Here is a 21,857-nt window from a genome sequence, read left to right as displayed (position 1 = left end):
CAGACGCTGGTGTTGGAGCCGAATTTCGGATGGCTCGACGGGATCTGTGGGTCAGGAGGCGGATGCAAGACTGTCCTCCCACCACACACCGTCGTTGAACCCGTACCGGCGGGCAACGGTTTCGAATGAAACTTTTTCCGGGACTTCGAAGGCTGTCGGATCGAATACGGGCGCCTGCCGACCGGCCATGTAGGCAAGGGCCTGGGTGATCGCGGTGACGGCCGTTGTGATGGCGGTTTTCCGCGATTCCATTGCTGTTTTCAACTCGTCGACCGCAGCGGAAATCTGCGAGCGAACTGACTCGTGCATCGGCCAGTCGACGATCTGCGCCCAGGCGCTGAGTGGCAGCGCGAATCCGAGAAGGTTTATCGGCTTGGTGAGGGCTTCGCTGATCCCGGCTGCCTGGTTGTAAACCAAGCGCTCAAGCAGAGTGCCGCCATACTCGACGATCCTTGAGGTAGCTTCCAGGTCCAAACTTCGGGTCGCCAGCGATCGCGACAGGCTAGTTATGCTGGTGTCGAAACCTTGGGCTGCATCACCGGACCACCGGCTTTGGAGCCACCTATTGCCGCCGGCGAGGTTCTCCGAGGTGACGTAGTCGACGATGCCGAGCGATCCGATCCGTTTGCCGACCGCCTGCAGTGCTTCCCAGTCTGCGGTCAGCGGCGTCAGGTAATCGGCTGCGGGCTTCACTCCGATGGCCTTGCTGAGCACGTCGTCATAGGGAGCGACCGCGTTGATGCAGGCAGTGACAGTACCGCAGACGGTGAACTGATTGTCGGTTGCGTCCGGCAGTGTGGGCAACTGCAGGCCGGGATATCGTTCGACCTCGACGCCCGTCATGACATTTGCTGTCATGTTGCCCTGTGCTGCTATTGCCGCAGCGGTATCGCCATCTGTGGATTGGTAATTGTTACTCGTGGTTTTCAGGCCGGTACTCAAGGTATTCAGCGCGCCACGGTCAGCGCCGTGTGCGTCGGATAGAGCATGTTCGAAGCCGGTGATAGAGGTGCCGATCTCGGCCAACAGGCCAGTCGTTCCGGCCGGTACGACCAGTCCGGCAAACAGCCTGGTGCCATTCGACGTGAAGTTGGATTCAATCTCCTCCAAGTCCATCGCGTAGCCCTCAATGCTCGACACACTGGCCGACATTTGCCCCGACATCGCTCCCCTCCTGCTATCACGGTTTCGGTTGTCTGACAATGGTTTTGACACCAACCCCATCGTGACCCTATCAGAACCTTGGTGTTCTTCGAATCGAGACGGTGACCTGCTTGTCTCGATCCTTCTCGGGGCTGACGTGCTGGCCTGAGCGGCTTCGGATCCGGTGTTTCGGTCGTTTTTCCGGTTGTGGGTCCGGCTGGCGGTCCGTGCAGCGGGCTGGCTGCCGGGTTCCACGCGCCCGGAATCGATTACTCGAATAGTAGGGACGTCGGTGATGCCGGTGACTCGACGACCCAAGCGCTGGGCCGAAGCTGGCCTTCGGAGTCGTAGACCGGAGGCCAATCCTGATCCGGCAGATGGGAGTTTGTAGAGCCGGACCAACTGGGTGCCGATGTGGGTCACGAGCTCGCACCCGCCCTGCTCGGGGCTGATCCGGATCAACTCGATCATGTGAGCCGCAGTGGGACCGAACGTGATCGCCGAGGTGATCTTTTTGGTTGACATAACTGTCACCGTGTACGGCATCGGCGGCTTGAAACCCGGAGCATCATGTCGGCCGGGCAGCATCTAGCCTGGTAGCACGATAAAGAAGGAATAGCGGAAAGCCGTTGGCTCGCAACGTAATCGTGGGAGTCTCCGATGTGAGCATATTGGCGTGCATGGTCTATGGGGCGGGCGCGGGAGCGGAGGAGAGACCAGTTCCTCTCCGGACCGTTGCTTGCGACTTCGAAGATCCCACCGGGCAACGCTGGCGCGTTGCTGGGGACGGCACAGCGGTCAACTTGGGCGGCGCCAACCCGACGGACGAATGTAGGATCACCCACTTCGACGTCTGTCCGGCCAAACGAGCTCCCGAAGATGGCGCTTTGTTGCTCGGTGTATGGCGTGGCAATCGCAGGGACTGGATGGTCAGACAGAACCTCTGACTCCGTACACGTCGGTGGCGAATAGATCTGCCGGGCCACAGCACGACGACATGCCGCCCGGCTCGCCAACACCAAGCCCGAAAATTCACCCGTCGGTTGTCAGTCGGTCCGTCGTGTATCTCAGACCGATGGATCGCGTATTCGTGCGAAGGCGCGGCCGACGGCTTCGGCTTTGCAGAACGGTTCCGCAGCAGCTGACGGTCACGACGGCTTGCCCAGCGCAGAGAGAACGAGACTGCGGTAGCGGTCGGCCCGATTGCCGTGCTTGGCGCCGTTGGCGGCGGAGTAGTGCGGCACGTCGACGCTACGAATCTGAGCCAGTCCTGCAACCATCGCCAGCTGGTCACTCTGCCACGCACGCCGCACTGGGGTTCACACCATGTTCGCCGGGCCGCAGATGTTCACTTGCTTGCCGAAGTCGAAATCCATTGCCTCATAGAGGTTTGAGTCCCTATGCGGGCGTGGTTGATCGACCGTAGGCGGTACGACGCCGATGCAGAAGACTACTCGTTAGGGGCGCGGGGGCATCGGCGCCAAGAATTCGTCGTCGTCGGCGAGCAGCGGATGATTGCCCACGAACGGGACGGGCACATCGAATTCCTCGTTGACCGTCTGGCCCGGCTGCACCCGCAGCGTCGCAGGTAGCGGAGGCGGGGCATACATCAGCACCGGGCATTGGGGCGTGGTGTATTTGCGACGGCTGATCTCGACGACGCCGTCGCTTCGGGGCACGAGGTTGGCCGGGCCGATGGTCGAGTTCGCGCGATTCGCGAAGTAGACGTCGTTGTCGCGGAGGTTGGTGACCTGGAAACCGATGGTCAGCCGGTCAGGGCTGACCATGAACTCGGTGGCCATCTCGATACTGTCATCGGATGTGACGACCACGCTTTCCTCGCATGTCGCTGGATCGGGATTCGGGATGGTTGTGGTTACCGGTCGGCTCGTCGCCACTGGTGGGTTACCGCAGGCCATACATAGCCAGACGACTAGGGCTGCCAGCAACGTCGTGCGGGTTGATGAGTGCCGGATCATTGTGCTCATTGGTGGTCGTAGTGTTCGCGCAGCGGCAATCCGAGTTCGGTGCGCATCGCGTTCTCGGTCAATGCGCTGGGGTGTTCGGGCACGACTTGTTCAGGCGTCGACGGGTTGTTGTCGTGGTCGATCGGTAGCCCGACAGCGACGCGTTCGCCGTCACGAATGCCGCCGGTGTTGGAGTCGATCGTGTCCGCGCCGTCGTAACTGCCACCTCGGAAAGTTCCGTGTGCGAGGTCACTGGCGTGTGCCAACTCGTGGTAAAGAACCACGGATGGCGTTGTCGTATCACCCCAAGGGTTCTTCTGGTTATCGACGCCCAGATCGGTGGTTTGTGGGTCGTATTCCACCGTCGTGCTCGTTCCGGCACCTGGCGTGCCGGTTGCCTCGTCGTAATGGGCAGGGTTCCAATCCGCCGGTTTCGCCGCACTCCGGTCAGGGCTGGTTTCGACGATAGTCACGGGTGTGGTCGGTGTTGGCGAGACTCGCGAGCATCTGCTGACCGGTCGGTGATGACCGCATGAACTCGAGGTCGCTGCGGACGCGTTCTTGGAATTCCGGTGACCCGGTGACGACGATCTTGTCCGGGATCTGTGTCAGCTCGATATTGACGACGGTGGGTTGGTCGCCGTGGCGATTGATGGTGTCGACACCTTCTTGCGCGTAGATCGTGTCTTTGTCGTCGGCGTTCGCTGGGGTGTTGACTCCGCTGCCTGCGACGTCGTCGGTTCCGTCGCCGGCATAGATTCTGTCGCTGCCCTCGTTGCCTTCGATGAAGTCGTCCCCGAGTCCACCGGAGAGGATGTCATTGCCGACGTGGCCAGCGATCTTGTCGTTGCCCGACCCGCCTTCGACGTAATCGTCACCTTCACCGCCGAGCAGGCTGTCGTCGTCGGCGCCGCCGTAGATGACATCGTTGCCCTCACCGCCATGGACGGTGTCCTGGCCCGCACCGCCGTCGAGGTAGTCACGGCCTTTGCCGCCGAAGAGGGTGTCTTTCCCTTCGCCGCCTTCGGCTTTCACGCCGACTGTGGTTCCGTTGGCGACGGTGATCTGGTCATCTCCACCGCGTGACTTGATGACGATGTTCTCGGCGTCGGTGCCGGTGAAGGTCTGTTTCTCGCCGTTGACCGTCACGGTTGCTACTTTGGTGTTCGGGTCGTGGTCGACGGTGATGACGTCGTCTTCGTCGGTGGTCTCGATGATTACCGACAGACCGTCGCGGCTGATATTCGGCTTCGCGCCGAGCGCCGTCGGATCGTCACCGAGGGCGGATCCGCGGTGCGTACCGCATCTCGAGCTTCGGTGATCGATCGGTTGACCTGTGTGACGGCGGTCGTCAGCTCGTTGCGGGCTTGGTCGATGAGGTTCTGGTGGGCACTGCGATCGTTGTCTTTGGCAGTGTCGTTGGTGGTCACGGTCCAGTCGTCGCCGACCGTGAAACCAGCTCATTCGGCATCACCGACTCGAGCCATCACGACACCCCGGTAGCTGGTGATCGTGCCGGCACCAGCGATCATCGCCTCGGCGAGGGCGGTGACTTCCTGGGCGAGTTTGGTACCCGCGTCGTGGTCCTCGCCGATTCGGTTGTAGGCGGCCCAATACGCGTCGCCGTCCCAATGCGAGCCCGCGGATCGGATGTCGGTGCGCAACCGGTCGATACCGGAGATGAATTCCTGGTTCTGGGTCAGGATCCGCTGCCCAGCGTCGGCGAGCAGCGTGGGATTCCACTGGTTGACCTCGGCGCGCGTTGGCATTTACGCCTCGCCCAGTGCGGTGATGCGCTTGCTGAACTCGATGTCGGTGATCTCGAAGGTGTCGGCGTTGCCTTTGGCGATTTGTGAGATTCGGCGGCACCGGGCGCCCATTCGGCGGAACGCGGTCTCGGTGACGTCTCCGGAACTGGCGCAGATATCGGCGAGGTCCGCGCCGGCAGCGCGGCACCGACGGCGTTCGCCGCGGTCCGGACTTCGAGTGCGTCCAGCGCGCCGGCGACTGACTCCATCGACGAAGCCAGGCCTCGCAGCTCGTCGGGATTCACGTTCAGCATCACAGCCCCCTCGAAATCGAGTTCCCAACCCCTCCAGGCACGGTACCGCATGGCTTTTCCGGAAGTCTGACACTCTCGCCGAGCCCGGCACAGCGCACGTGATGCGTCGAGAACCTCGTCGAGTCAGCCCGCGATGTTCGGAATCCCGTTGTGCGGGTGGGTACCCCGCCACTTGAGATGCGCACGAGAACCCGACTATTCGTTTTCCCACTGGGCTTGCTGGGCGAACTGATCCCAGTGTTGGTTCAACTGGGTACTCATCGACGGCGGACCGTCGTGGTGCACCGTGAACTCGAAGTCGGCCGCGTCGGCGATCGTGCGTAGCTGCATCCACACCAGTGATGCCAGATTCGCGTAGAGCTTCGGATCGAGGGGTTCGTCGAACTCGATGGTCAACTTCTTGCGAGGTCCTCTCGCGCTCATCCGTTTTCACGCCTCCTGGCCGGGTGCATTCAGTGCCGGGGCGATCATAGGGTGAAGGCTCCTCGCCCGTTGTCGCAAACGCTATTTCGACCAGATCGGTATTGCTGGCTTGTGCGCACCGTCGTGGAGACTGATCGGCCAGGTCGGTGCGCCGTGACCGGGCTTGTGATGAGAATGCGGCAACCACCGCCCACCGTGACGAATCGCCAAGGCAGGGATCTGAACCCATGTGGAAACGAGACAAGAAGACGCCGGCCACCCGCGACCGTGGGGGCAGAATCGCGTTGCACTATGCCGCCGTCGATGCGCGAGGAGCCGTCGGCGTAGACCGAGTAAGGGAGTTGCTCGCCCAGGGGCAGGACCCTAACGACCGGGACTATGCCGGATTCACGCCGTTGCACGGTTCTGCCCAATTCGACAGCGTCGAAACGGTGCGGGCTCTGCTCGACGCGGGAGCTGCCGTCAACGCCGTAGACGACCAAGGAAACACGGCATTGGAGTACGCGGTGAGGAGCCCGTGGACCACACCTCAGGTCGTGCAGTTACTGCGCGATCGGGGCGGGGACCCCACCATCGCGAACCACCTCGGCCAAACTCCGCTCGGTCGGGTCGCTGCGGTCGACAACAAGCCCCTGATCAGGGCCGTCTTCGCTGATTTGCTCGGTGGGCCCAATGCCGGGTCGACCACTCCTCCCGGGAACAGCCACCAATAGCTGAGCTGGGGTGAAATCCGAAGCGCCGGAACGCAACTACAGTCCTGGCAACGGCAACTTCGCGCGACGCCCCCTCAGGTGGTGTCACGAGAATGCGAATCCGAACGCCGCGATCCATGTCCACGCCAGAATCGCGGCGCCGATCACGGCGACAGGGAGGTGGGGCCACCGCAACCGTGTGCACAGTGCCGTGCCGGCAAGCCCGACGACGACCGCGGCGGCGGTGCCGAGCGCCAGCTCTTGAAGAATGTCGTATGGCTCCATGCACGTTGCTGGATACGCTTGGCAGTCCTGTGACCCCGCGACGATGATCCAGGTACCGGGAAATACCAGGGTCGCCGCGATGAAGACCAACGGCAGCGTCCACAGGATTGCCGACAGGCCCACATCGAGCGCGAGCCACCTACTGCTCCGCCGATTCTGCGCCTGGCGCTCCCGGGGGTTCGAGTTGTGCGGAGAGTTCGGTGGATTCACGTTCGGGTGGTAGGTCATGGCTATGTCCTTGGTGGAGGTCGATGTGCACGACCCCACGGTGAGTGGCGCGGTCAGCGCGTCGTGCGGCGTCGGGGTGCTACGAGGTAGCCGGTGGACTCAGCTGTGGGGGATGCGCGCAATTCCGTCTGCGGGCTGGTCTCTGCCTCGGATGCGTGGGACAGGTGAGCCCGGTGCCGCTGCGTAGTCGGTCATGTCGGTGACAGTAGGGGCAGCGGGGCGTCGCGGGATGGGGGAGCGTGCGTGGTCGGGCTGGGTAGATCTACCTACCGGGTGGCTGATGCGCGGATTGCCCACCGGGGATGCTCGGTGGTACTGCGTCAATGCTCGAGCCAGCTCTTGCGGTTGTAGTACCGGTCCATCTCTTCTTCTTCCTCCTGCGTCGGCTGACGACTTCGGGTCCGGGGCTGTTCGGCCGCGTGTGGAGGTGGTGGTGGAGCGCTGTCGAATCGGGCAGCTGGTGCGGACGCCCTGGGGGTGGCGGGGCGAGCGTAGGGCGATGGTGCCGGTGGGACGGCGGGTCGAGGAGGTGGCGTCGGAGTCGGCTGCGGCGGGGTTGGGCGAGCGGCCGGTGCGGAAGTATGAGTCGGCACGGGCGGCGCCGACCGGACCTCGGGAAGGGGTTGGTTGATCGCGTCGGCCTTGCGTTCGGTGAGTGCGGCGAGGCGCGGGTCGGCTTCGAGTGCGGCGATGGCGGCCGAGATCGCCTTCTGGGATTCTTCGATGGCCGCGGTGTGTACTCGGACGATCTCGGTGACGAGAGCGTCGGGCGTCAGCGCTCTGGCTGCGGCAGATAGTTGGACGTTGCGGATCGTCCCGTCCGGGCCGACCTCGAGTCGGACGAGGTCGCTGTCGGAGCGGACGGCGGATGGCGTGCCGAGCGAATTCTGCAGGTGGTTGACGTTGTCGGCCATCGGATCGATGTCGCCCACGATTTATCTCCCCTCGACGTCGCGTTGACCCAGAGTATAAGGTGGCGGCGGAATGATCACGGTTGAGTGACGGCACCTGGGGGGCGCTTTCCAGGGGTTTTGCCGAGAAGGTGGGGGACTGCTGTGGGCGCTTACGATGATCTCGACCTGGACCCGGCCGCCGCGCGGGTGCTGGCCGATGGGTTGGGGACCGCGGGCCAGGACACTCAGGTGATCGGCAAGGGTGGTGCGCTGCCGGACGGGATGCTCGACGCATTCCCCGGCGGTGACATTGCCTGGGCGTGCAAGGACGCAGCACGTGCTGCCGATAAGTCGATGCAGTCCGCGGGTACCGCGTTGGCTGAGTTGGGTGGGTTGACGGTCGCCGCGATCATCGCCTTCCAGCAACGCGATCAAGCCAACGCCGACGGCATCACTCGGGTGGGCGGCGGGATCAAATGAGCAAGCATTTGACCGTCGCGCAGGTGTTGGCTTGGAAGCCCGAGTCGCTGACGGCGCTGGCGAACGAGTGGAATCGGCAAGCGACCGAGCTTCGTACAGAGATGGACGAGCAGTGGCGAGCGGTCGACGGCTCGCGTGAAACGTGGAAGGGCTCGGCGGGCGAGGCGATGCGCACTCGGTTCGAGACGGTGCGCGCACAGTCGTTGGTCGTGTTGACCGCGCTGGACAAGGGCCGTACGACGGCGATGTTCGCCGCGTCGAACTATCAGGTCGCGAAGACGCTGGTAGCGGACGCGAAGACCAATGCCGAAGCCGCACCCAAGTACTTCGACGTCTTGCCCAACGGTCATTGCGAGATCACCGAGGTCACCAAGCGAATTCTGTACTCCGCTGTCGGTGGTGACGCGGATCGGTACAGCACCGCGATCGCGGCGTTGTACACGGACGCAGACGCGTGCACCGCGGTGCTGAAGCGAGCACTGGCCAACGCCGCTGATGTCGATACCGTGGCGACCAATGCGATCAAGGCCGCGTTCGCCGGTCTGCCCGACGATGCCAAGTTCGAGAACAGCACCCTGCCGAAGGCTCCCGTCTCCGTACCTTCACCGCCGAAAGGTGGTACGGCTGAAGAGAATCGGAAGTACTGGGACTCGCTGACACCCGAACAGCAGGCGGAGGCAATCAAGACCCAGTCCGCCGCTATCGGCAGTCTCGACGGGCTACCAGCAGGCGTGCGGGACGAATCGAACAGAAACTATCTCGCGAGCGAGACGTCCAGGCTCAAGGCCGAGGTGGCGACCACAGCCGCACAGCTCGCCGCTGACCCGAATGACCAGCATTTAGCGGAGGTGCTGAAGACGCAGCAGAAGAACCTCGATGATGTGAACGCCGTCGCGAAGTCGCTCGATCCGAACGCCGAAGGCCAGCCCCGCAAGCTGTTGATGCTCGACACGACCGGGGGACGCCAAGTGCGGGCCGCCGTCGCGGTGGGAGATCCTGATACCGCTGACCACATCTCGGTGACGACGCCGGGATTGACATCGAACGTGCGTGATTCGTTGGGCTCGATGGTCGGCGAGGCCGCCGCGTTGCGGAATGAGGCTGCCGATCAGCTGGGCAGTTCCGAGGACAAGATTGCCACTGTGGCGTGGGTGGGTTATGACCCGCCGCAAGCAGACCCCAGCTACGTGACTGTGGCACTCGAAGGTCGCGCGCAGGAGGCCGCTGTGCCTTTGTCGAACTTCTACCAGGGTCTCGATGTCGCTAATCAGAATACCGATCCTCATATCACCGCGCTCGGACATTCTTACGGTTCTCTGGCGACCAGTCTTGCATTGCAGGAGAAAGCTGGCGTGGTCGATGATGTCGTGTTCTACGGATCGCCGGGGCTCGGCGGTGAAATGGGAAATTTCAAGGGGCCGTGGAATGAAGCGTTCGGTGGTTTGAACGATGCGGTCAAGTCGGAAGCGGACCTGGGAGTACAGCCGGGCCACGTCTTCGAGATGACGGAACGGGACGAAAAGGTAGGCCATTTCAACGCCTTTGGGCGAAGTCCGAATGAAATGCCTTGGGTCACGCATCTGAGTACCGACGAAGTGACAGTTCCGCGAGGCAAAGAAGGCCCTGAAGGAGATGCGACGTTCACTGGTGCCAGCGGCCATTCCGAGTACGGTCGCGTCGATGGGAAGACCGGTGAGTTGCATCGTAGCGGATATAACTTGGCTGCCATCGTCGCGGGATTGCCTGAGAACGCGATCGCTCCGGGCAGTGCGCGCTGATGGGCGAGTTCAAGAAGATTGACAATGCCCGAAGTATGAGGGTCGGCCTTGTCGCGGTTCTCGTCGTCTTAGCGGCCACGACCGCCGTTTACTTCGGTCCGTGGATTTGGGCTCTTGTCGACATTGAATCCGACAAGAGTGACGAGCGGCAAGCGACCGAAAAGTTCGTGGCGGAGATGCAGGGGCGAAGCAGCTTCGAGAGTGTGGACGCAAGATCGAAGCTCGTGATTGATCGAATCGCAGCGGCAATTATCGAGGGTGCTCCTACCGTGGCATTCCCCGAGGGCCCCAGTAGTGGAGTGGGCAGCTGCCCTCGGTATATCACTGATGGCAAGCGGATCAACGGTCGGTCGCAGGTTGGGACACGGAAGATTCCGGACGATGTTTGGATTCTTGTTCGCGAGCGCGTTATCGCCGAGGCTCAGGCCCTCGAAATTCCGCTCATCGAGGTGGACGATAGTACTCCCGGCAAGCAATCGCTTCGGCTCTCCGACGTCGATAGCGATTTCGGTCTAGGGATAAGTAACACGAACCCGCAGGCACGGGCGATCATCAGCGTAAGTACCGACTGTCACCTGCCTGCGGCCCAGCTCAGCACATCGATTCGCCCCACATCATGACCTCCGATTCGATCTCCAACGATTGGACCCCTAGTGAGCGCTGACCCGGCTTACGCCAGACAGCTCTTTGCCGCAGCCGAAGCGGGGACGTTCGTCCTGACCGAGGAAGCCGCGCGCGAGTGTGCCGGTCACTTCAGCTGGTATGCCGATCGGCTCGTCGCGTTCCAAGACAAGATAAAGGAACAACGACGGCTGGCGGGTTTCGGAGGGTTCGAATCCGCAGGAGAGCTACAGGCAGGGTTCGAAGCAAAAGCAGACCAGGGATACGACGCCCTCGTCCACGCAGAACGTGTCGCGCACCAGATGGCCGCTGCAATCTACCGAGCCGCAGGACTCCTCGGCGAGGTCGATGCTGCGAACGCGGCCGCTCAGAACGCGATTGCAAAGGAGGTGCCTGAACAGTGAAGAAACCAAATCGGCGCGCACTCGTAGTGTCGTCGGCAGTGATGACAGCGGCAGTGCTGGCAGCGTGCTCATCTGGCGGCGAGGGTAATCGCGACCCCGCGAAGCTCACTGAATCACCGGTGGCATCACCATCCGCTGCTGCTCGACCGACACTGACGGCACCCAATTTGCAGCCGCCCTTGCAGGACAACAAATACACCAAATCGAGTTCGCGACCGAAGGTCGTTGTTGATCCGTGCACCTGGGTTGCTGATTCGGCAATACAGGAAGCAGGGTTCGACCCGGGTTCTCGCAGGCGAGGCAGTGATGTGGTCGCCGAAAACATCTTCCTGACATGCAATTTCAAACAAGGTGAAGATGCCGTTCTCGCACTGGAGTCGGGAAACGTCACCCTCGACGAGGTTCGTAAGAAATACCCTGGCGATACCGAGGAGTTGATCATCAACGGGCGCCTAGCCGTCAAGTCCAAGAAGGACGACTCATCGGGTTGCTCCATTGATCTCCAGACTAATGCCGGCTACTTCGGCATTACCGTTCGAACACACACGTCCGGACGGACGAAGGGCATGCAGTCCTGCGACAACATCGTCGAGATCGCCACGGTCCTCGAGCCGTCCATCGGCAAGGAGAACTGACGTGACCGGCCCGGGCATGACCCCTGAGGGCATCATCGCGGCGATGACCGGTCAGACCCCGGAGGTCCTCGCTGCGAATCAGGGTGCGGCCACGACCCGGAAGCGGGCCGGTGAGCTCGCGCAATCCGCCACCAACGCCGAGCACGACCCGGACTACATTCGCAACCTCGAAGACTTCAAAAGCCGTCCGCATCAAGAGATCTACGACCACGCCCAGCAGATGCAGCCCGGTGTTATCGCCGCGTCGGCGGAGGCGTGGAAGTTGATCGGGTCCGGGATGCAGTTCGCGACGATGGCGCTTGGTAGCAAGGTGCGCAAGTCGGCGGCGAGTGGGTGGGAGGGTGCGTCGGCTGATGCGATGTTGGCGGCTCTGGACCGCTACGTCGGCGAAATGTCAGGGATGCAGGATGTCGCGAACGGTGTCGGGTGGCGGCTCGAGTCGGCTGCGCTCGCGGCCGAGGCGGTGAAGGCGTCGGTGCCTGCGCCACCATCGGGGACCAGCCCGTCGGTGTTGCTTGTCCCCGGTTTGGAGAACCCAGCGGTTCGCATCGGCTCCACGCAGGCTGCCAGCGACGCCCACCAGGAAGCTGTCTGGGCCATGACGAACCACTACGTCCCGAACTACAAACCGGCAGGGCAGGGCGTACCGACCTTCGGCACGGCCACAGAACCCGGTGACGGGGCGAATGTGCCCGGCGTACCGGGGAATTCGAATCTATCGACAGGGTCACCGCAAAACACCGGTGCTCCTTCGTCCGCGGGTACGCCGGACCAATCGAACCAGGGCGACCAGCCGGGTAGTGAGAACGCAGAGTCGAATGCCGGTGACGGTTCGTCGAACGGCGACACCAACAGCGGTGGCACCGGCGATACGCAGGAGTCGTCGTCGAACGCCGATGCCGGCAGCACGACGGCTGCGGGCACCGATACCGGCACCACGGCTGGTACGCCGAGTACAGGTTCGCCGAACAGCGCTGGGGGAGTGCCGGGTTCGGTAAATCCTGGGTCGCCGGGCGGCTCCGGAATTCCCGGCGGCGCAGGGTCAGGCGCACCGGGTGTCCAAGGCGGGGTTGGTGTGCCGGTTGCGGGGCGCCCTGTGGCGGGTAGTCCCGCGGTACCTGGTGCGGTCGGTGCCGGCGGTGGCGCTGCTGGGGGTACAGGTGGGCGGACAACCCCGGGAATGGGTGGGATGCCAGGGATGGCCGGTGGAGCCGGTCGACGGCAGGGCGATCAGGACGGCGAGCACAAGGGCGTCCCGGAATGGATGATCAACCAACGCAACACCGACGAGCTGATGGGACCGAGGACGCCGACGACACCAGCGGTGTTCGGCATCGATGCGGGGCCGATCCCGGACGGCGAATGGGAAACTGTGCGACGCGACGACGTGGCAGAGTCGGCTGGTCCTGCCGCCTTCGCGGCTGATCAACCGGCGCAGGACGACTGGAGCGCGACACCAGCGCAACGGGGCGAGCAGCCTCGATGAAGTGGCGTTTCACGGCTGACGAGTTCATTTATGTGGCACAGGAATTCGGGGCTGATCGGTATCCGGCGCCGCTGAGTTTGTTGAGCTCGACCCGGTATCAGTCGGAGTGGGAGGCGCTGGAGGCGTCGTTCCGTTCGCGGATACCTGTGCGTGGCGATGCGGACCTTGTCCCGGTGCTGCGGACGATCTTCGAACCGGAAACCAAGGTCGAGGTGATAGGTCTGCGTCGGTCACCGATCCGTGCTTATGGTGCGATCGTGTCCGATATCGGGGTCGCGGTCGTGCAGCATCCCGGTGTATCCGACGAGCGTGGTGGTGATGTGTCGATTCACGTCGGCTCGGTCAACATCGTGGCGCGGATGGTCGCCTCGGTCGCGGGCAGCAGCGGTGCTGGTAGCGCGGGCCGGTTGGTGGAAAGCATGGTGCGTTTGCAGGGGCGCGACCCGAATGACTCGTGGACCTCGGGTCGGAGCCGGGAGTCGATCCGAATGCGCGAGCTACTGGCAGCGCCCCGCACGAGCAGCGGGCACGTCGAGATCAGCCGCGGTTGCCAGACATCGCGACCCTCACCGCCGAGGTTCGTGAGCTGGTTCGACGTCCGCGGCGACGGCCGATACCTGTACTCCCGCCGAGGTGAAGATATTTACATCGATCCGTGTGGTGACCAGCAGTTCGTCGACGGCCTTCGTCAGCTGACCGGACCTGATCGGCACGGGCGGACCGTGTAGAACGGCGGCTGGAAGCTTCCGGGTCGCTCACGCGAAAGCAGTTCGCGCAGCGAGGTGGAGGCCCGTATGTCGGTCGCTTCCGCGAGCTCGATGACCCTGCGGACGGTGAGCGCGTCGATGCCGCGATGTGCCGCATCGATTGCGTATCGGTCGATTTCGGCAAGCACTTCGGGGCCGGGCGTCCGCGTCGCTGAGCGGTTCGTCAGACGGTTGCGTTCGATGTCTATGTCGCTGTAGCCGCGGCGGGCGCGTAGCAGTTCTTCGACCTCCACCAGTGTGGTTGAGGACGCGACGAGTGCCGCCAGCGAATCTTCCGCGAGAGCTTCTGCGCTTACCTGGTAAACGTGCGTGACGGCATCAACGAGCTGGACGACGCAATTCCGCTGGGTTTCAACGCTGCCGCGCCAGCCGGTGGCGGCTGCGGCGAGCAGTCCGTTCGCTTCTGACGGGTGCCAGAACCATATGGGATCGAGCCCGAGTACGTCTGTGGGTGTGAGGACCGCGACGTCGTGCGCGCCGAGGTGTATGAGTCGGTCGCTGGCCTCGCTGATGGAGAGCTCGCCGTCAAGTCCGATTCCTGTGACGAGGACCTGGGATTGGAGACCGGATTCCACTGCTGCGGCCAGGGCTACCGAGTCTGCCAACGGACTCCGCAGGCCCCGCTCGTGGCCGACCGCCACGATATCGCCACCGATGTCGACGACTATCAGGTCCGAAGCATTGAACGCGGCGGCAGCGTTGCTGATTTGGTGGGCGAGCCCTGCCGTGCCCGCGCTGATATCCATGAGCAGAATCGGCAGGTCGATGTGTTGGGAGAGTCGGGGAAGTGTGGACTGGCCACCCGTGCGTAGACCCGCGGTGGGGGTGAGTTCGTAGACTCCGCCGCGATCAATCAGGCCGTCGAAGTCTGCGGAGCCTCGTGGGCCAGGTGTCGGGTCGATGAGCAGCCGGTCCCAGGAGTAGCTCATGATCGCCGCAACATTGAGGTCCGGCATCTTCCGGGCGAGCACGGCTGCGGTGACCGCGTCGCCACCTCCGCCTGCGGCGATCGCGATTGCCGTCATTGCTGCGTGGTCGACCTATCTGTAACCCGTACACTGGCTAGTGGCATATGGTACTCAACGAAGGATGCGGGTTGCCGGAAATCGAAGTGGTCTTGCCGAAGTACCTGCAGATCGCTGGGTACCTGCGCGATCAGATCGTACGCGGCGACCTCCCGCCGGGCGCCGAGGTTCCCTCCGAGCGTGATTTGGCTGCGATGTGGCGGGTGGCTCGTCCCACCGCGACGAAAGCGTTGCAGGCGTTGCGGCAGCAGGGTTTCGTCGAGGCTCGCCGAGGTGCTGGCACGTTCGTCCGGGATGTGAGTCCTGCGGCGCCGCGGGCGCGTGAGCGGTACGAGCGGGCTGCGGCGATGGGCACGATGTATTCCGACGTCGAGCGTGTCGAGTTTCCGTTCGTCGGCATCGTAGAGGCGCCGGCGTACGTCGCCGCCCAGTTGGGCCTTGGCGAGGGCGAGCGCGTTGTGAAACGGCAGCGGGTGATCAGCAACGAAGCCAGCGGCCCGACCGAGCTCTCGACGAGCTGGTTCCCGGCCGTCACGACTGAGGTTGCGCCGAAACTGCTGGTGGCCGAGCGGCTTCGCGGTGGCACCGTCCCTCATCTCGTCGAGGTGCTCGGCTTGCGTGGAGCTTTCGCTCGTGACCAGGTTTCTGCGCGATTGGCTGGTGACGAAGAGCGACTGGCGCTCGGTCTACCGAATCCGTCTGCCGTGCTGGTCTATTGGCTCGTTGTATTCGACTCCGAAGGCGGGCCGGTGGAGTTCGACGAGGCCGTGTATCCGCAAGAGCGTTGGGCGTTCCGGCAGGACTACCCGATCACCGTCTAACTCCTGGCCGATCTACCGGAGTTTTTCCGATGCCTGCTCAACTGGACTATGCCACTAGGTAATTTAGTGGCATAGTCCAGTTGTGCAATCCTTCCGTACGCCGGTGGGAGAGAAGCGGAGTCAGGTGTCAACGCACACGTCTGACGCGAACCGGCGATCGGGGTGGAGGGCACGACGGAACGTCCAGTAGACGACACCAGGGGTGATGAGCATGCAGCTCGCATCACGTCCAGGGCCGCGACCTTTGCGGATCCCGGCGACCGAAACAACATTGGACCGCTGCCTGCGCTACCGGCAGAAGCTGGGGTTCCCGGCGGTGATCGCGCCTGGAACCGAACGAATCATCGTGCACTGCCTCGACGGTCGAATCGGGGCAGTCATCGCACCGGCCGCACTGTGCACCTCGGCAATCACGCGGCTGGGCACCAGCCTGGTCATCACCCATCCTCGGTCTTCACGAATGACATTCCTGACCAAACCCGGCCCTCACCCCGACATCGAACCCTTCAGCCAAACGCTGCTGCTCTGCAACATCGCTGTCGATACGACCTGGGTGGTTTTGCCCTCGCCGTGTGATGAGCTGTACGGCTACCGGCGGTGGGTAGCGCCGCCGAGCAGCGGGGCTTTGCTTCCGATGTTGACGGTGCTCGGTGCGATTCTCGGAGGCCGCCGATGAACGCCCCTGTGTTCGCCTACTATCGACGCCCGTTGGTTCACAACAGAATTCGGTCGGTCGAAACCTGGATCTCCGAGGTCGCGGCGCGCTACGGATGTGACGACCCCACCGGTCGGACGTTCGTCGAGTTCGAGTCACCGATTCGCCTGCTGTGGTCACTGGGGGAGTTCCTGGACCAACGAATCGACGCGAATATTGCCGAACAGGTGCGTGACCTCGCGCGCGAACATGGCTACGACTACGACCGCATGCACTCTTACCCGACGCCAGCTCCCGCGCTGTGGCAATTGATCGGAGCGATCGAATCGGCCGGTGGCGGAATCGTGTTGATCCCGTCGCTGCATCACCTCGCAGATCTCGAGATCCCGGAAACCGCGATTCTGCAACATTTTTCGGCGAATCTGAACGCACGTGTGGTCTGGATCGATCCTGCGGTCGGGACAGGTCGGCCGACTTGCGCAGGGAATCGTCCTGGTCCTGGCGGTTCACCGACTGGAGTGCTCGGTGAATTCCGGGTCAGCCCGTTCTGCGCTGCCGTGAAGATGGCGCGCTTCTACTGTGAGGAGTGCTTGTCCCGATCGGGGCTTGCGGTATTGGCCGACACGATCGACGAGCTGATGCTAGCGATCGTCGGCCCGGCCGAGCGACGGTGGAGCGGCAACGTCGACATGCTCGACGAGCAGCTGGTGGTGCGGTTGATTCGGCCAGCAGAGCCGGGTGTGTTGGTTGTCGAAGTGGCCGAGACTCGTGAGTACGGCGACGCAACCTTGGACAACACGCTACGGCGAATCTGTGCCGCAGGAGTCAAGGTTCGCCGCCAAATCCCTTCGAGCGGTGGGATATTGACGCGGTATGAGGTGCCGATTCCAGGCTCGGTGAGGCGCTGATGTGGGAGCTTGCTCTGCCTATTGCGCCGTGTCTGGGCGTCCTGCTGTGGTGCATCCGAGGTCCGCGTTGGACCGCTGAGTTCACCCGCCCGAGTCTACGAACTGGGCGCAAGTCAGAGGCGGGCGGGAAGTAGCGTCAGCGAGCCATCCGCTCATCGCGGGTCGCGGATCGCTGATGTTCAGCGAGTTTGTCACTGAGAGGGCGTTCTGAGATGCGTTCTGGCAGGCGGAGTTTGCGACCATGGAGGTATCCATACTCGGTGTCGTGAAGCGATCGATGGACCGCGACGCGCATCGCCGCAGTCACCCAGAGCAGGCCCCGGTCGAACAGGTCGTGGACATCGGCGCGCAGGAGCAGACCATTGCCGATGTGGTTGGTACCCGTGCCGGAATAGGGATCGATATGCGCCGCTTGCAACACTGCCGGAACATCGCAGCCGGTGATAGCGCAGCGATCGCCGTAGGCGCGGCGAAGATTGTCCCGAAAGATGCCTTGGCCCTGCCGCTGCGCGACTTCCCGCAGTCGCCGAAGCTTGTTCTGTGGCACCCACTTCGGTGTCATAGGCACGCCTGGCTCGTCGGCCAGCAGGAACCGTAACTGCGGTTGCGGCAGCATCGCGCCGTAGACGGCGGTGGTCTGGTGGGCATAAGGCTTGAGCGGTGTCGATGCCATCGCGCTTGACTCCGCATTCGTCGCCGCAGCGTCCATCCACCGGGTCCACAGCCCGGCCAGGACGCGGGCGGAATCTGCCCGTCCGTCGCTGACGAGAGCACGGACAGTCTCGGTGTCGCCGGGGGCGAGATTGACCTCGTAGCGGCGATCGTCGTCGTCGACCAGAATCAGGTCGACGCCGCCGGTCTCGTCGTTTGGGATCGGATGCCGGACTATGGCGAATGCCGGTAGGCCGTCGACATGAACTCGCACCCTCTGGCCGCGGCGAAACACAGACCCACCTTCGTTTGCACTCATGAGAACATCACGGAGATGTTTGGGAACGGACTGACCAGGACTGCAGTAGCACCAGAGCGCTCATATGCTGGAACTGCGTCGGACCAGATGAAACCACAGAGGGTGCTCACATGGCTCCTTACGAGACGCTGTCGACGATGAATGGTGGACGAAGCCCGTGCGATCCGCCCGAACTGGCGGCGCATAGGCGGTAGCAGTCGGTGCGTCACAGGACCATCATCGCGCATGACGCACCCCGCGTGTCAGGAGGTCATCGGTGAGCGGAGGTCGACGGACAAATCCCGTCGACTTCTATGAAGGCAGCCAGGTTGGCTGCGGTCGACAGTCGTGGATCATGACCGCGTAGCTGATAAGCTAACTGAGTTGATCTGCGGCACTGTGGGTTTGCTCCGATTCGGGGCAACAGATGACGGACGACATGTTCCACCCCAGCGCGGAGCTCGAAGCCGTACACCACGCTGTTGGACGCAACCGTGCCACGGTGGCCCCCGGCTACGGTCTCCCGGAGCTGACAGTTGATGCAGATCGAGCGGCCGAGTAGTCGCCACCCTGCGCACCCTCTTGGGCGGCCTGCACCGCGGGGAGCGGATGCCCTTCCACGAACATGGCCATGATCTCGGTTCGGCGCGTCCAGGCGCCCACTGCTCCTGAGCCGTCTACGGCCGAAGTCCGGGCTTGAGCCCGCGCGAACAGTTTGGCCGTTCCCGACCGCGGCAAGCTTCGCCCGGAGATCTGGGACGCCTGGCGTGCCGCACATCGATGACCGCCCGCTGGTCCGCATCGTCTCCAGCGTCGTTCTGTGTAGATCCAGCGACTGGTGACATGACGGTATTCCGCACCTGCGGTGTTCGGTGCGTCGTCGACCTGCGTCACCTCGAACTCGCCTCCAACCTGATCGCGGAGTCTGGGCCGTCGCTGTAACCAGGATCAGGTGGCACGGCAGCGTTTTGCTGACATTCTAGGAATAAGCCGTTGCCAGGCAACACGTCCGGTGACCGGCGGGCCGAGAATAGGGGAGGCAGGATGAGTTCGGGATCATGGGTGTCGGTGGCGGCACCGATTACGGTGGCGGGAGCGGTGAGTACCGGGCTGGCGGTGGCGGTGAATCTGGCGACCGGCGGCGGGCCATGGTGGCTGTGGGCGATCGTGGCCGCGCTGACAGTGGCTGGCGTCGCTACCTCGGTGTGGTTATACCACCAACAATCCCCGGGTCCCTCAACCCCGCCATCGGGCACCGCCCCGTCCACATCCGGCGCGCACGCCGAGGGTGGTTCGATCGCGATCAACGGGCCCATGCGCGGCGACATCACCCTCGGCGCCCAGCACCACCACGGGCCCACAGCACCATGAAATGGCGGCACCGCTCCGACCCCAAGGGCGAAGCAGACGACATCGCCGCGAGTCAGCCGGTCACCGACAGTGCGATCGCGAGGGGCGATCGTGCGCTGGCTATCAACGGTCCCATGATCGGCGACATCTCGTTCGGCGGCACGGTGATCCACATGCCATCGGAAGCGCGCACGCAGCCGGCCGACATCGATGCCCCGCCCGGGATCGACAACCTGCCCGCGCGCCCGGGTGAGTTCGTCGGCCGTGCAACCGAACTCGACAGACTCACGGCCACGCTCGCCGCCCCAGGGCCGGTGGTGGTCGCCGCAGTCAACGGTCTCGGCGGCATCGGCAAATCGACCCTGGTCGCGCACTGGGCGGCCACGCACCGCCATGGGTTCGCACCGATCGTGTGGATCACCGCCGAATCCGATACCGAGATCAGGGGAGGGTTGGTCGGACTGGCGACACGTCTACAACCGACCGTGGCGCAGGTGCTCGACGAAGCCAACCTCGCCGAACGAGCGGTGCAGTGGCTGGCCAGCCACACCGGGTGGCTGTTGATCCTCGACAACGCCGACGACCTCGCCCTCGTCTCCGCACTGCTGGCGCGGATCGGCACCGGCGGTCGGGTCGTTATCACCAGCCGCCGATCCAGCGGTTGGCAGCCAGGCACCACGGTCCTCGCCTTGGACGTGCTCGACCCCACAGAGTCCTTACGGCTACTCACCCGATTGACCACCGTCGACGGGCCACGCGACCTCGACGGCGCCGCCGAGTTGTGCGAGGAGTTGGGGCATCTACCGCTGGCTATCGAGCAGGCCGGCGCTTACCTGGCGCAAGACCGGTTCCTCACCCCGCGCGGCTACCGGCAGCTGCTCGCTGACCACCCGCAGCGAATGTTCGAGCACGGCGGACTCGACACACCGGCTGAACGCACCATCGCCCGAATCTGGCGAGTCACCCTGAACCGCATCGCCGACACCGAACCCGCCGCAGTCGACCTGCTACGCATGCTGGCCTGGTACGGCCCCGACGACATCCCGCTCGCCTTGTGCCAACCGGCGGACCTCGACCCGCTCACACGTAGCACAGCTTTGTCAGTGTTGTCCGTCTACAGCATGGCCACCCCAGACCTCGCCGGCAGGACGGTGTCGATCCACCGACTGGTCCAAGTAGTCACCCGCACCTCTGACCTGAACGATGCACTACGGCAACCAGACGAGATCGCGCGTGCCCACACACGTGCCGCCGACACCTTGCTCACAAGCCTGCCCGATCGCAAAGATCCGGCGAACTGGCGGGCCTGGCGAAACCTGATACCTCACATCGACAATCTCATCAACAACACCCGAACTTGCGATGACACGACCACCCTGACGATCGCGTCGATCCGCAATGACAGCGGGCTTTTCCTATACAACGATCGCGCGGTATTCGAAGCTCAAGCTCATTTCCACCAAGCCTTCACGGCCCGCGAGCGGATCCTGGGGCCAGACGACACCGCGACCCTGACAGCCCGCTTTAACCTCGCCATGGCCTACGGTGCCGCTGACCGCGTCGACGACGCGATCACCTTGCTCGAATATATCCTCTCAGACCTTGAGCGGCGCTGGGGACTGGGTGGTAGTCCTTTCATCTCGATCGTCCGCCTCAACCTTGCCTCCGCGTACCGAACCGCTGAACGCGTCGACGACATGTTCACCCTGCTCGAAACCGCCCTCGCAGACTACGAGCGGATCCTGGGACCAAATCACCCCAGCAGTCGGGTCGCCCGCGAATCGCTCGCCTACGCCTACCTTGATGCGGGACGGGTCGACGACGCAGAATCCACCTTCCCCTCAGTCGTATCGGTGACTATGGATGGATCCATCACCAGACCGCGCGAACGGGGTGACTATTCGTATTGATCTGAAACGAATTGATTGCGGCTGCTCGGCATCAACGACTACGTGGCGTCGGAAAACCTGTCCAGCGGTGTTCGGTGGCTCCAAGGCAGCTGGTCCGGGAACACCTCGGAGTCCTTCGCGGCGAGTGCGAGCACCCTCTGGCAGGCCATCTCCACGCGGAGCATCGACCTGGACGTCGTGGCGAAGATCATTACAAACGGTGGGGCTTGCCTCGAGCGTCTGGTGTACAACCAAGCGATGGGCTGGAGCAGCGGGCTGTCCCAGCCGATGAGCTTCCTTGGAGCTCCTATCAGGTTCGATTGCTGAGTCGTCGCCAACAGATCAGTGCCGCACCAAGATTCAGGAATCCGTAGTGGATATCGGTGCGGCGTTCCC

At 63.4% G+C, this 21,857-nt stretch carries 25 protein-coding genes; 14 read left to right on the top strand and 11 right to left on the bottom strand.

Annotated elements, in window-relative coordinates:
• Window positions 1-51: 51 nt before the first annotated feature.
• Complete coding sequence (locus ACFWUP_RS23665) at window positions 52-1,164, bottom strand: hypothetical protein (RefSeq protein ID WP_379237730.1); 1,113 nt, start codon at window positions 1,162-1,164, stop codon at window positions 52-54.
• A gap of 659 nt (window positions 1,165-1,823) precedes the next feature.
• On the opposite strand from ACFWUP_RS23665, the gene ACFWUP_RS23660 reads away from it, so the two are divergent.
• Window positions 1,824-2,090, top strand: coding sequence for a DUF6083 domain-containing protein (locus ACFWUP_RS23660; RefSeq protein ID WP_379237918.1), 267 nt, complete (start codon window positions 1,824-1,826; stop codon window positions 2,088-2,090).
• Window positions 2,091-2,291: 201 nt separating this feature from the next.
• Here ACFWUP_RS23660 and ACFWUP_RS23655 read toward each other — a convergent pair whose 3' ends face one another.
• The 6 genes from ACFWUP_RS23655 to ACFWUP_RS23630 all read right to left on the bottom strand — a co-directional run bounded on the left by ACFWUP_RS23655 (window position 2,292) and on the right by ACFWUP_RS23630 (window position 5,595).
• Window positions 2,292-2,423, bottom strand: a complete 132-nt coding sequence (locus ACFWUP_RS23655) for a hypothetical protein (RefSeq protein WP_379237728.1) — start codon at window positions 2,421-2,423, stop codon at window positions 2,292-2,294.
• Between the two features lie 177 nt (window positions 2,424-2,600).
• Window positions 2,601-2,945: a hypothetical protein gene (locus ACFWUP_RS23650; RefSeq protein ID WP_379237726.1), complete on the bottom strand. Its 345-nt coding sequence runs from the start codon at window positions 2,943-2,945 to the stop codon at window positions 2,601-2,603.
• A gap of 182 nt (window positions 2,946-3,127) precedes the next feature.
• Window positions 3,128-3,583 carry a type III secretion system effector protein gene (locus ACFWUP_RS23645; protein ID WP_379237725.1) on the bottom strand — a complete coding sequence of 152 codons (456 nt, stop codon included), beginning with the start codon at window positions 3,581-3,583 and terminating at the stop codon, window positions 3,128-3,130.
• Complete coding sequence (locus tag ACFWUP_RS23640) at window positions 3,558-4,259, bottom strand: M91 family zinc metallopeptidase (protein WP_379237723.1); 702 nt, start codon at window positions 4,257-4,259, stop codon at window positions 3,558-3,560. The genes ACFWUP_RS23645 and ACFWUP_RS23640 overlap by 26 nt, the downstream gene beginning before the upstream one ends.
• Window positions 4,260-4,570: 311 nt before the next feature.
• Window positions 4,571-4,879, bottom strand: coding sequence for a WXG100 family type VII secretion target (locus tag ACFWUP_RS23635; RefSeq protein ID WP_379237721.1), 309 nt, complete (start codon window positions 4,877-4,879; stop codon window positions 4,571-4,573).
• A 488-nt stretch (window positions 4,880-5,367) separates the two neighbouring features.
• A complete protein-coding gene (locus ACFWUP_RS23630; RefSeq protein ID WP_379237719.1) occupies window positions 5,368-5,595 on the bottom strand; it encodes a hypothetical protein in 228 nt (75 codons plus the stop codon).
• Between the two features lie 227 nt (window positions 5,596-5,822).
• Between ACFWUP_RS23630 and ACFWUP_RS23625 the strand changes: the two genes are divergently transcribed.
• Window positions 5,823-6,308, top strand: coding sequence for an ankyrin repeat domain-containing protein (locus tag ACFWUP_RS23625; protein ID WP_379237717.1), 486 nt, complete (start codon window positions 5,823-5,825; stop codon window positions 6,306-6,308).
• 84 nt (window positions 6,309-6,392) lie between these two features.
• Here the strand turns inward: ACFWUP_RS23625 and ACFWUP_RS23620 are convergent, their stop codons facing one another.
• On the bottom strand, window positions 6,393-6,800 hold the full coding sequence (locus ACFWUP_RS23620; RefSeq protein ID WP_379237715.1) for a hypothetical protein: 408 nt from the start codon (window positions 6,798-6,800) through the stop codon (window positions 6,393-6,395).
• 320 nt (window positions 6,801-7,120) lie between these two features.
• On the bottom strand, window positions 7,121-7,732 hold the full coding sequence (locus tag ACFWUP_RS23615; RefSeq protein ID WP_379237713.1) for a hypothetical protein: 612 nt from the start codon (window positions 7,730-7,732) through the stop codon (window positions 7,121-7,123).
• A 123-nt stretch (window positions 7,733-7,855) separates the two neighbouring features.
• Between ACFWUP_RS23615 and ACFWUP_RS23610 the strand changes: the two genes are divergently transcribed.
• The 7 genes from ACFWUP_RS23610 to ACFWUP_RS23580 are packed head-to-tail and all read left to right on the top strand — an operon-like array spanning window position 7,856 to window position 13,825.
• Complete coding sequence (locus ACFWUP_RS23610) at window positions 7,856-8,173, top strand: hypothetical protein (protein WP_379237711.1); 318 nt, start codon at window positions 7,856-7,858, stop codon at window positions 8,171-8,173.
• Window positions 8,170-9,951 carry an alpha/beta hydrolase gene (locus ACFWUP_RS23605; RefSeq protein ID WP_379237709.1) on the top strand — a complete coding sequence of 594 codons (1,782 nt, stop codon included), beginning with the start codon at window positions 8,170-8,172 and terminating at the stop codon, window positions 9,949-9,951. Before ACFWUP_RS23610 ends, ACFWUP_RS23605 begins: the two co-directional genes overlap by 4 nt.
• Window positions 9,951-10,571 (top strand): LppA family lipoprotein, encoded by a 621-nt coding sequence (locus tag ACFWUP_RS23600; protein WP_379237707.1) that lies wholly within the window; start codon window positions 9,951-9,953, stop codon window positions 10,569-10,571. Before ACFWUP_RS23605 ends, ACFWUP_RS23600 begins: the two co-directional genes overlap by 1 nt.
• A 33-nt stretch (window positions 10,572-10,604) precedes the next feature.
• Window positions 10,605-10,976, top strand: coding sequence for a hypothetical protein (locus ACFWUP_RS23595; protein WP_379237705.1), 372 nt, complete (start codon window positions 10,605-10,607; stop codon window positions 10,974-10,976).
• Complete coding sequence (locus ACFWUP_RS23590; RefSeq protein ID WP_379237703.1) at window positions 10,973-11,611, top strand: DUF3558 domain-containing protein; 639 nt, start codon at window positions 10,973-10,975, stop codon at window positions 11,609-11,611. The genes ACFWUP_RS23595 and ACFWUP_RS23590 overlap by 4 nt, the downstream gene beginning before the upstream one ends.
• A gap of 1 nt (window position 11,612) precedes the next feature.
• A complete protein-coding gene (locus tag ACFWUP_RS23585; protein WP_379237701.1) occupies window positions 11,613-13,097 on the top strand; it encodes a hypothetical protein in 1,485 nt (494 codons plus the stop codon).
• Window positions 13,094-13,825 (top strand): ESX secretion-associated protein EspG, encoded by a 732-nt coding sequence (locus ACFWUP_RS23580; RefSeq protein WP_379237699.1) that lies wholly within the window; start codon window positions 13,094-13,096, stop codon window positions 13,823-13,825. The genes ACFWUP_RS23585 and ACFWUP_RS23580 overlap by 4 nt, the downstream gene beginning before the upstream one ends.
• Here the strand turns inward: ACFWUP_RS23580 and ACFWUP_RS23575 are convergent.
• A complete protein-coding gene (locus tag ACFWUP_RS23575; RefSeq protein WP_379237697.1) occupies window positions 13,786-14,889 on the bottom strand; it encodes a DUF1152 domain-containing protein in 1,104 nt (367 codons plus the stop codon). The two genes, ACFWUP_RS23580 and ACFWUP_RS23575, sit on opposite strands and share 40 nt — an antisense overlap.
• Before the next feature lie 71 nt (window positions 14,890-14,960).
• Between ACFWUP_RS23575 and ACFWUP_RS23570 the strand changes: the two genes are divergently transcribed.
• The 3 genes from ACFWUP_RS23570 to ACFWUP_RS23560 all read left to right on the top strand — a co-directional run bounded on the left by ACFWUP_RS23570 (window position 14,961) and on the right by ACFWUP_RS23560 (window position 17,273).
• The gene (locus ACFWUP_RS23570) at window positions 14,961-15,710 is read left to right on the top strand and encodes a GntR family transcriptional regulator (protein WP_379237695.1); all 750 of its coding nucleotides are present in this window, start codon (window positions 14,961-14,963) and stop codon (window positions 15,708-15,710) included.
• A gap of 211 nt (window positions 15,711-15,921) precedes the next feature.
• Window positions 15,922-16,386, top strand: a complete 465-nt coding sequence (locus ACFWUP_RS23565) for a hypothetical protein (protein WP_379237693.1) — start codon at window positions 15,922-15,924, stop codon at window positions 16,384-16,386.
• Window positions 16,387-16,394: 8 nt separating this feature from the next.
• Window positions 16,395-17,273, top strand: coding sequence for a hypothetical protein (locus ACFWUP_RS23560; protein ID WP_379237691.1), 879 nt, complete (start codon window positions 16,395-16,397; stop codon window positions 17,271-17,273).
• A gap of 136 nt (window positions 17,274-17,409) precedes the next feature.
• On the opposite strand, the gene ACFWUP_RS23555 is transcribed toward ACFWUP_RS23560, so the two are convergent.
• The gene (locus ACFWUP_RS23555; RefSeq protein ID WP_379237689.1) at window positions 17,410-18,243 is read right to left on the bottom strand and encodes an HNH endonuclease; all 834 of its coding nucleotides are present in this window, start codon (window positions 18,241-18,243) and stop codon (window positions 17,410-17,412) included.
• A gap of 1,023 nt (window positions 18,244-19,266) precedes the next feature.
• Between ACFWUP_RS23555 and ACFWUP_RS23550 the strand changes: the two genes are divergently transcribed.
• Window positions 19,267-19,593, top strand: coding sequence for a hypothetical protein (locus tag ACFWUP_RS23550; protein ID WP_379237687.1), 327 nt, complete (start codon window positions 19,267-19,269; stop codon window positions 19,591-19,593).
• On the top strand, window positions 19,590-21,482 hold the full coding sequence (locus ACFWUP_RS23545; RefSeq protein WP_379237685.1) for a tetratricopeptide repeat protein: 1,893 nt from the start codon (window positions 19,590-19,592) through the stop codon (window positions 21,480-21,482). Before ACFWUP_RS23550 ends, ACFWUP_RS23545 begins: the two co-directional genes overlap by 4 nt.
• Window positions 21,483-21,857 lie beyond the last annotated feature (375 nt).

Source organism: Nocardia sp. NPDC058658, from assembly GCF_042716665.1.
In the GTDB taxonomy this organism is placed as follows: domain Bacteria; phylum Actinomycetota; class Actinomycetes; order Mycobacteriales; family Mycobacteriaceae; genus Nocardia.
Note: the sequence above shows the minus strand (reverse complement) of the source record. Positions and strands in the feature narration are given on the sequence as shown.

Coding starts and splice junctions, on each gene's coding strand:
- ACFWUP_RS23665 (WP_379237730.1), bottom strand. CDS start 1,164: ATGTCGGGGCAAATGTCGGCCAGTGTGTCGAGCATTGAGGGCTACGCG.
- ACFWUP_RS23660 (WP_379237918.1), top strand. CDS start 1,824: ATGGTCTATGGGGCGGGCGCGGGAGCGGAGGAGAGACCAGTTCCTCTC.
- ACFWUP_RS23655 (WP_379237728.1), bottom strand. CDS start 2,423: ATGGTTGCAGGACTGGCTCAGATTCGTAGCGTCGACGTGCCGCACTAC.
- ACFWUP_RS23650 (WP_379237726.1), bottom strand. CDS start 2,945: ATGGCCACCGAGTTCATGGTCAGCCCTGACCGGCTGACCATCGGTTTC.
- ACFWUP_RS23635 (WP_379237721.1), bottom strand. CDS start 4,879: ATGCCAACGCGCGCCGAGGTCAACCAGTGGAATCCCACGCTGCTCGCC.
- ACFWUP_RS23630 (WP_379237719.1), bottom strand. CDS start 5,595: ATGAGCGCGAGAGGACCTCGCAAGAAGTTGACCATCGAGTTCGACGAA.
- ACFWUP_RS23625 (WP_379237717.1), top strand. CDS start 5,823: ATGTGGAAACGAGACAAGAAGACGCCGGCCACCCGCGACCGTGGGGGC.
- ACFWUP_RS23620 (WP_379237715.1), bottom strand. CDS start 6,800: ATGACCTACCACCCGAACGTGAATCCACCGAACTCTCCGCACAACTCG.
- ACFWUP_RS23605 (WP_379237709.1), top strand. CDS start 8,170: ATGAGCAAGCATTTGACCGTCGCGCAGGTGTTGGCTTGGAAGCCCGAG.
- ACFWUP_RS23600 (WP_379237707.1), top strand. CDS start 9,951: ATGGGCGAGTTCAAGAAGATTGACAATGCCCGAAGTATGAGGGTCGGC.
- ACFWUP_RS23580 (WP_379237699.1), top strand. CDS start 13,094: ATGAAGTGGCGTTTCACGGCTGACGAGTTCATTTATGTGGCACAGGAA.
- ACFWUP_RS23575 (WP_379237697.1), bottom strand. CDS start 14,889: ATGACGGCAATCGCGATCGCCGCAGGCGGAGGTGGCGACGCGGTCACC.
- ACFWUP_RS23565 (WP_379237693.1), top strand. CDS start 15,922: ATGCAGCTCGCATCACGTCCAGGGCCGCGACCTTTGCGGATCCCGGCG.
- ACFWUP_RS23555 (WP_379237689.1), bottom strand. CDS start 18,243: ATGAGTGCAAACGAAGGTGGGTCTGTGTTTCGCCGCGGCCAGAGGGTG.
- ACFWUP_RS23550 (WP_379237687.1), top strand. CDS start 19,267: ATGAGTTCGGGATCATGGGTGTCGGTGGCGGCACCGATTACGGTGGCG.
- ACFWUP_RS23545 (WP_379237685.1), top strand. CDS start 19,590: ATGAAATGGCGGCACCGCTCCGACCCCAAGGGCGAAGCAGACGACATC.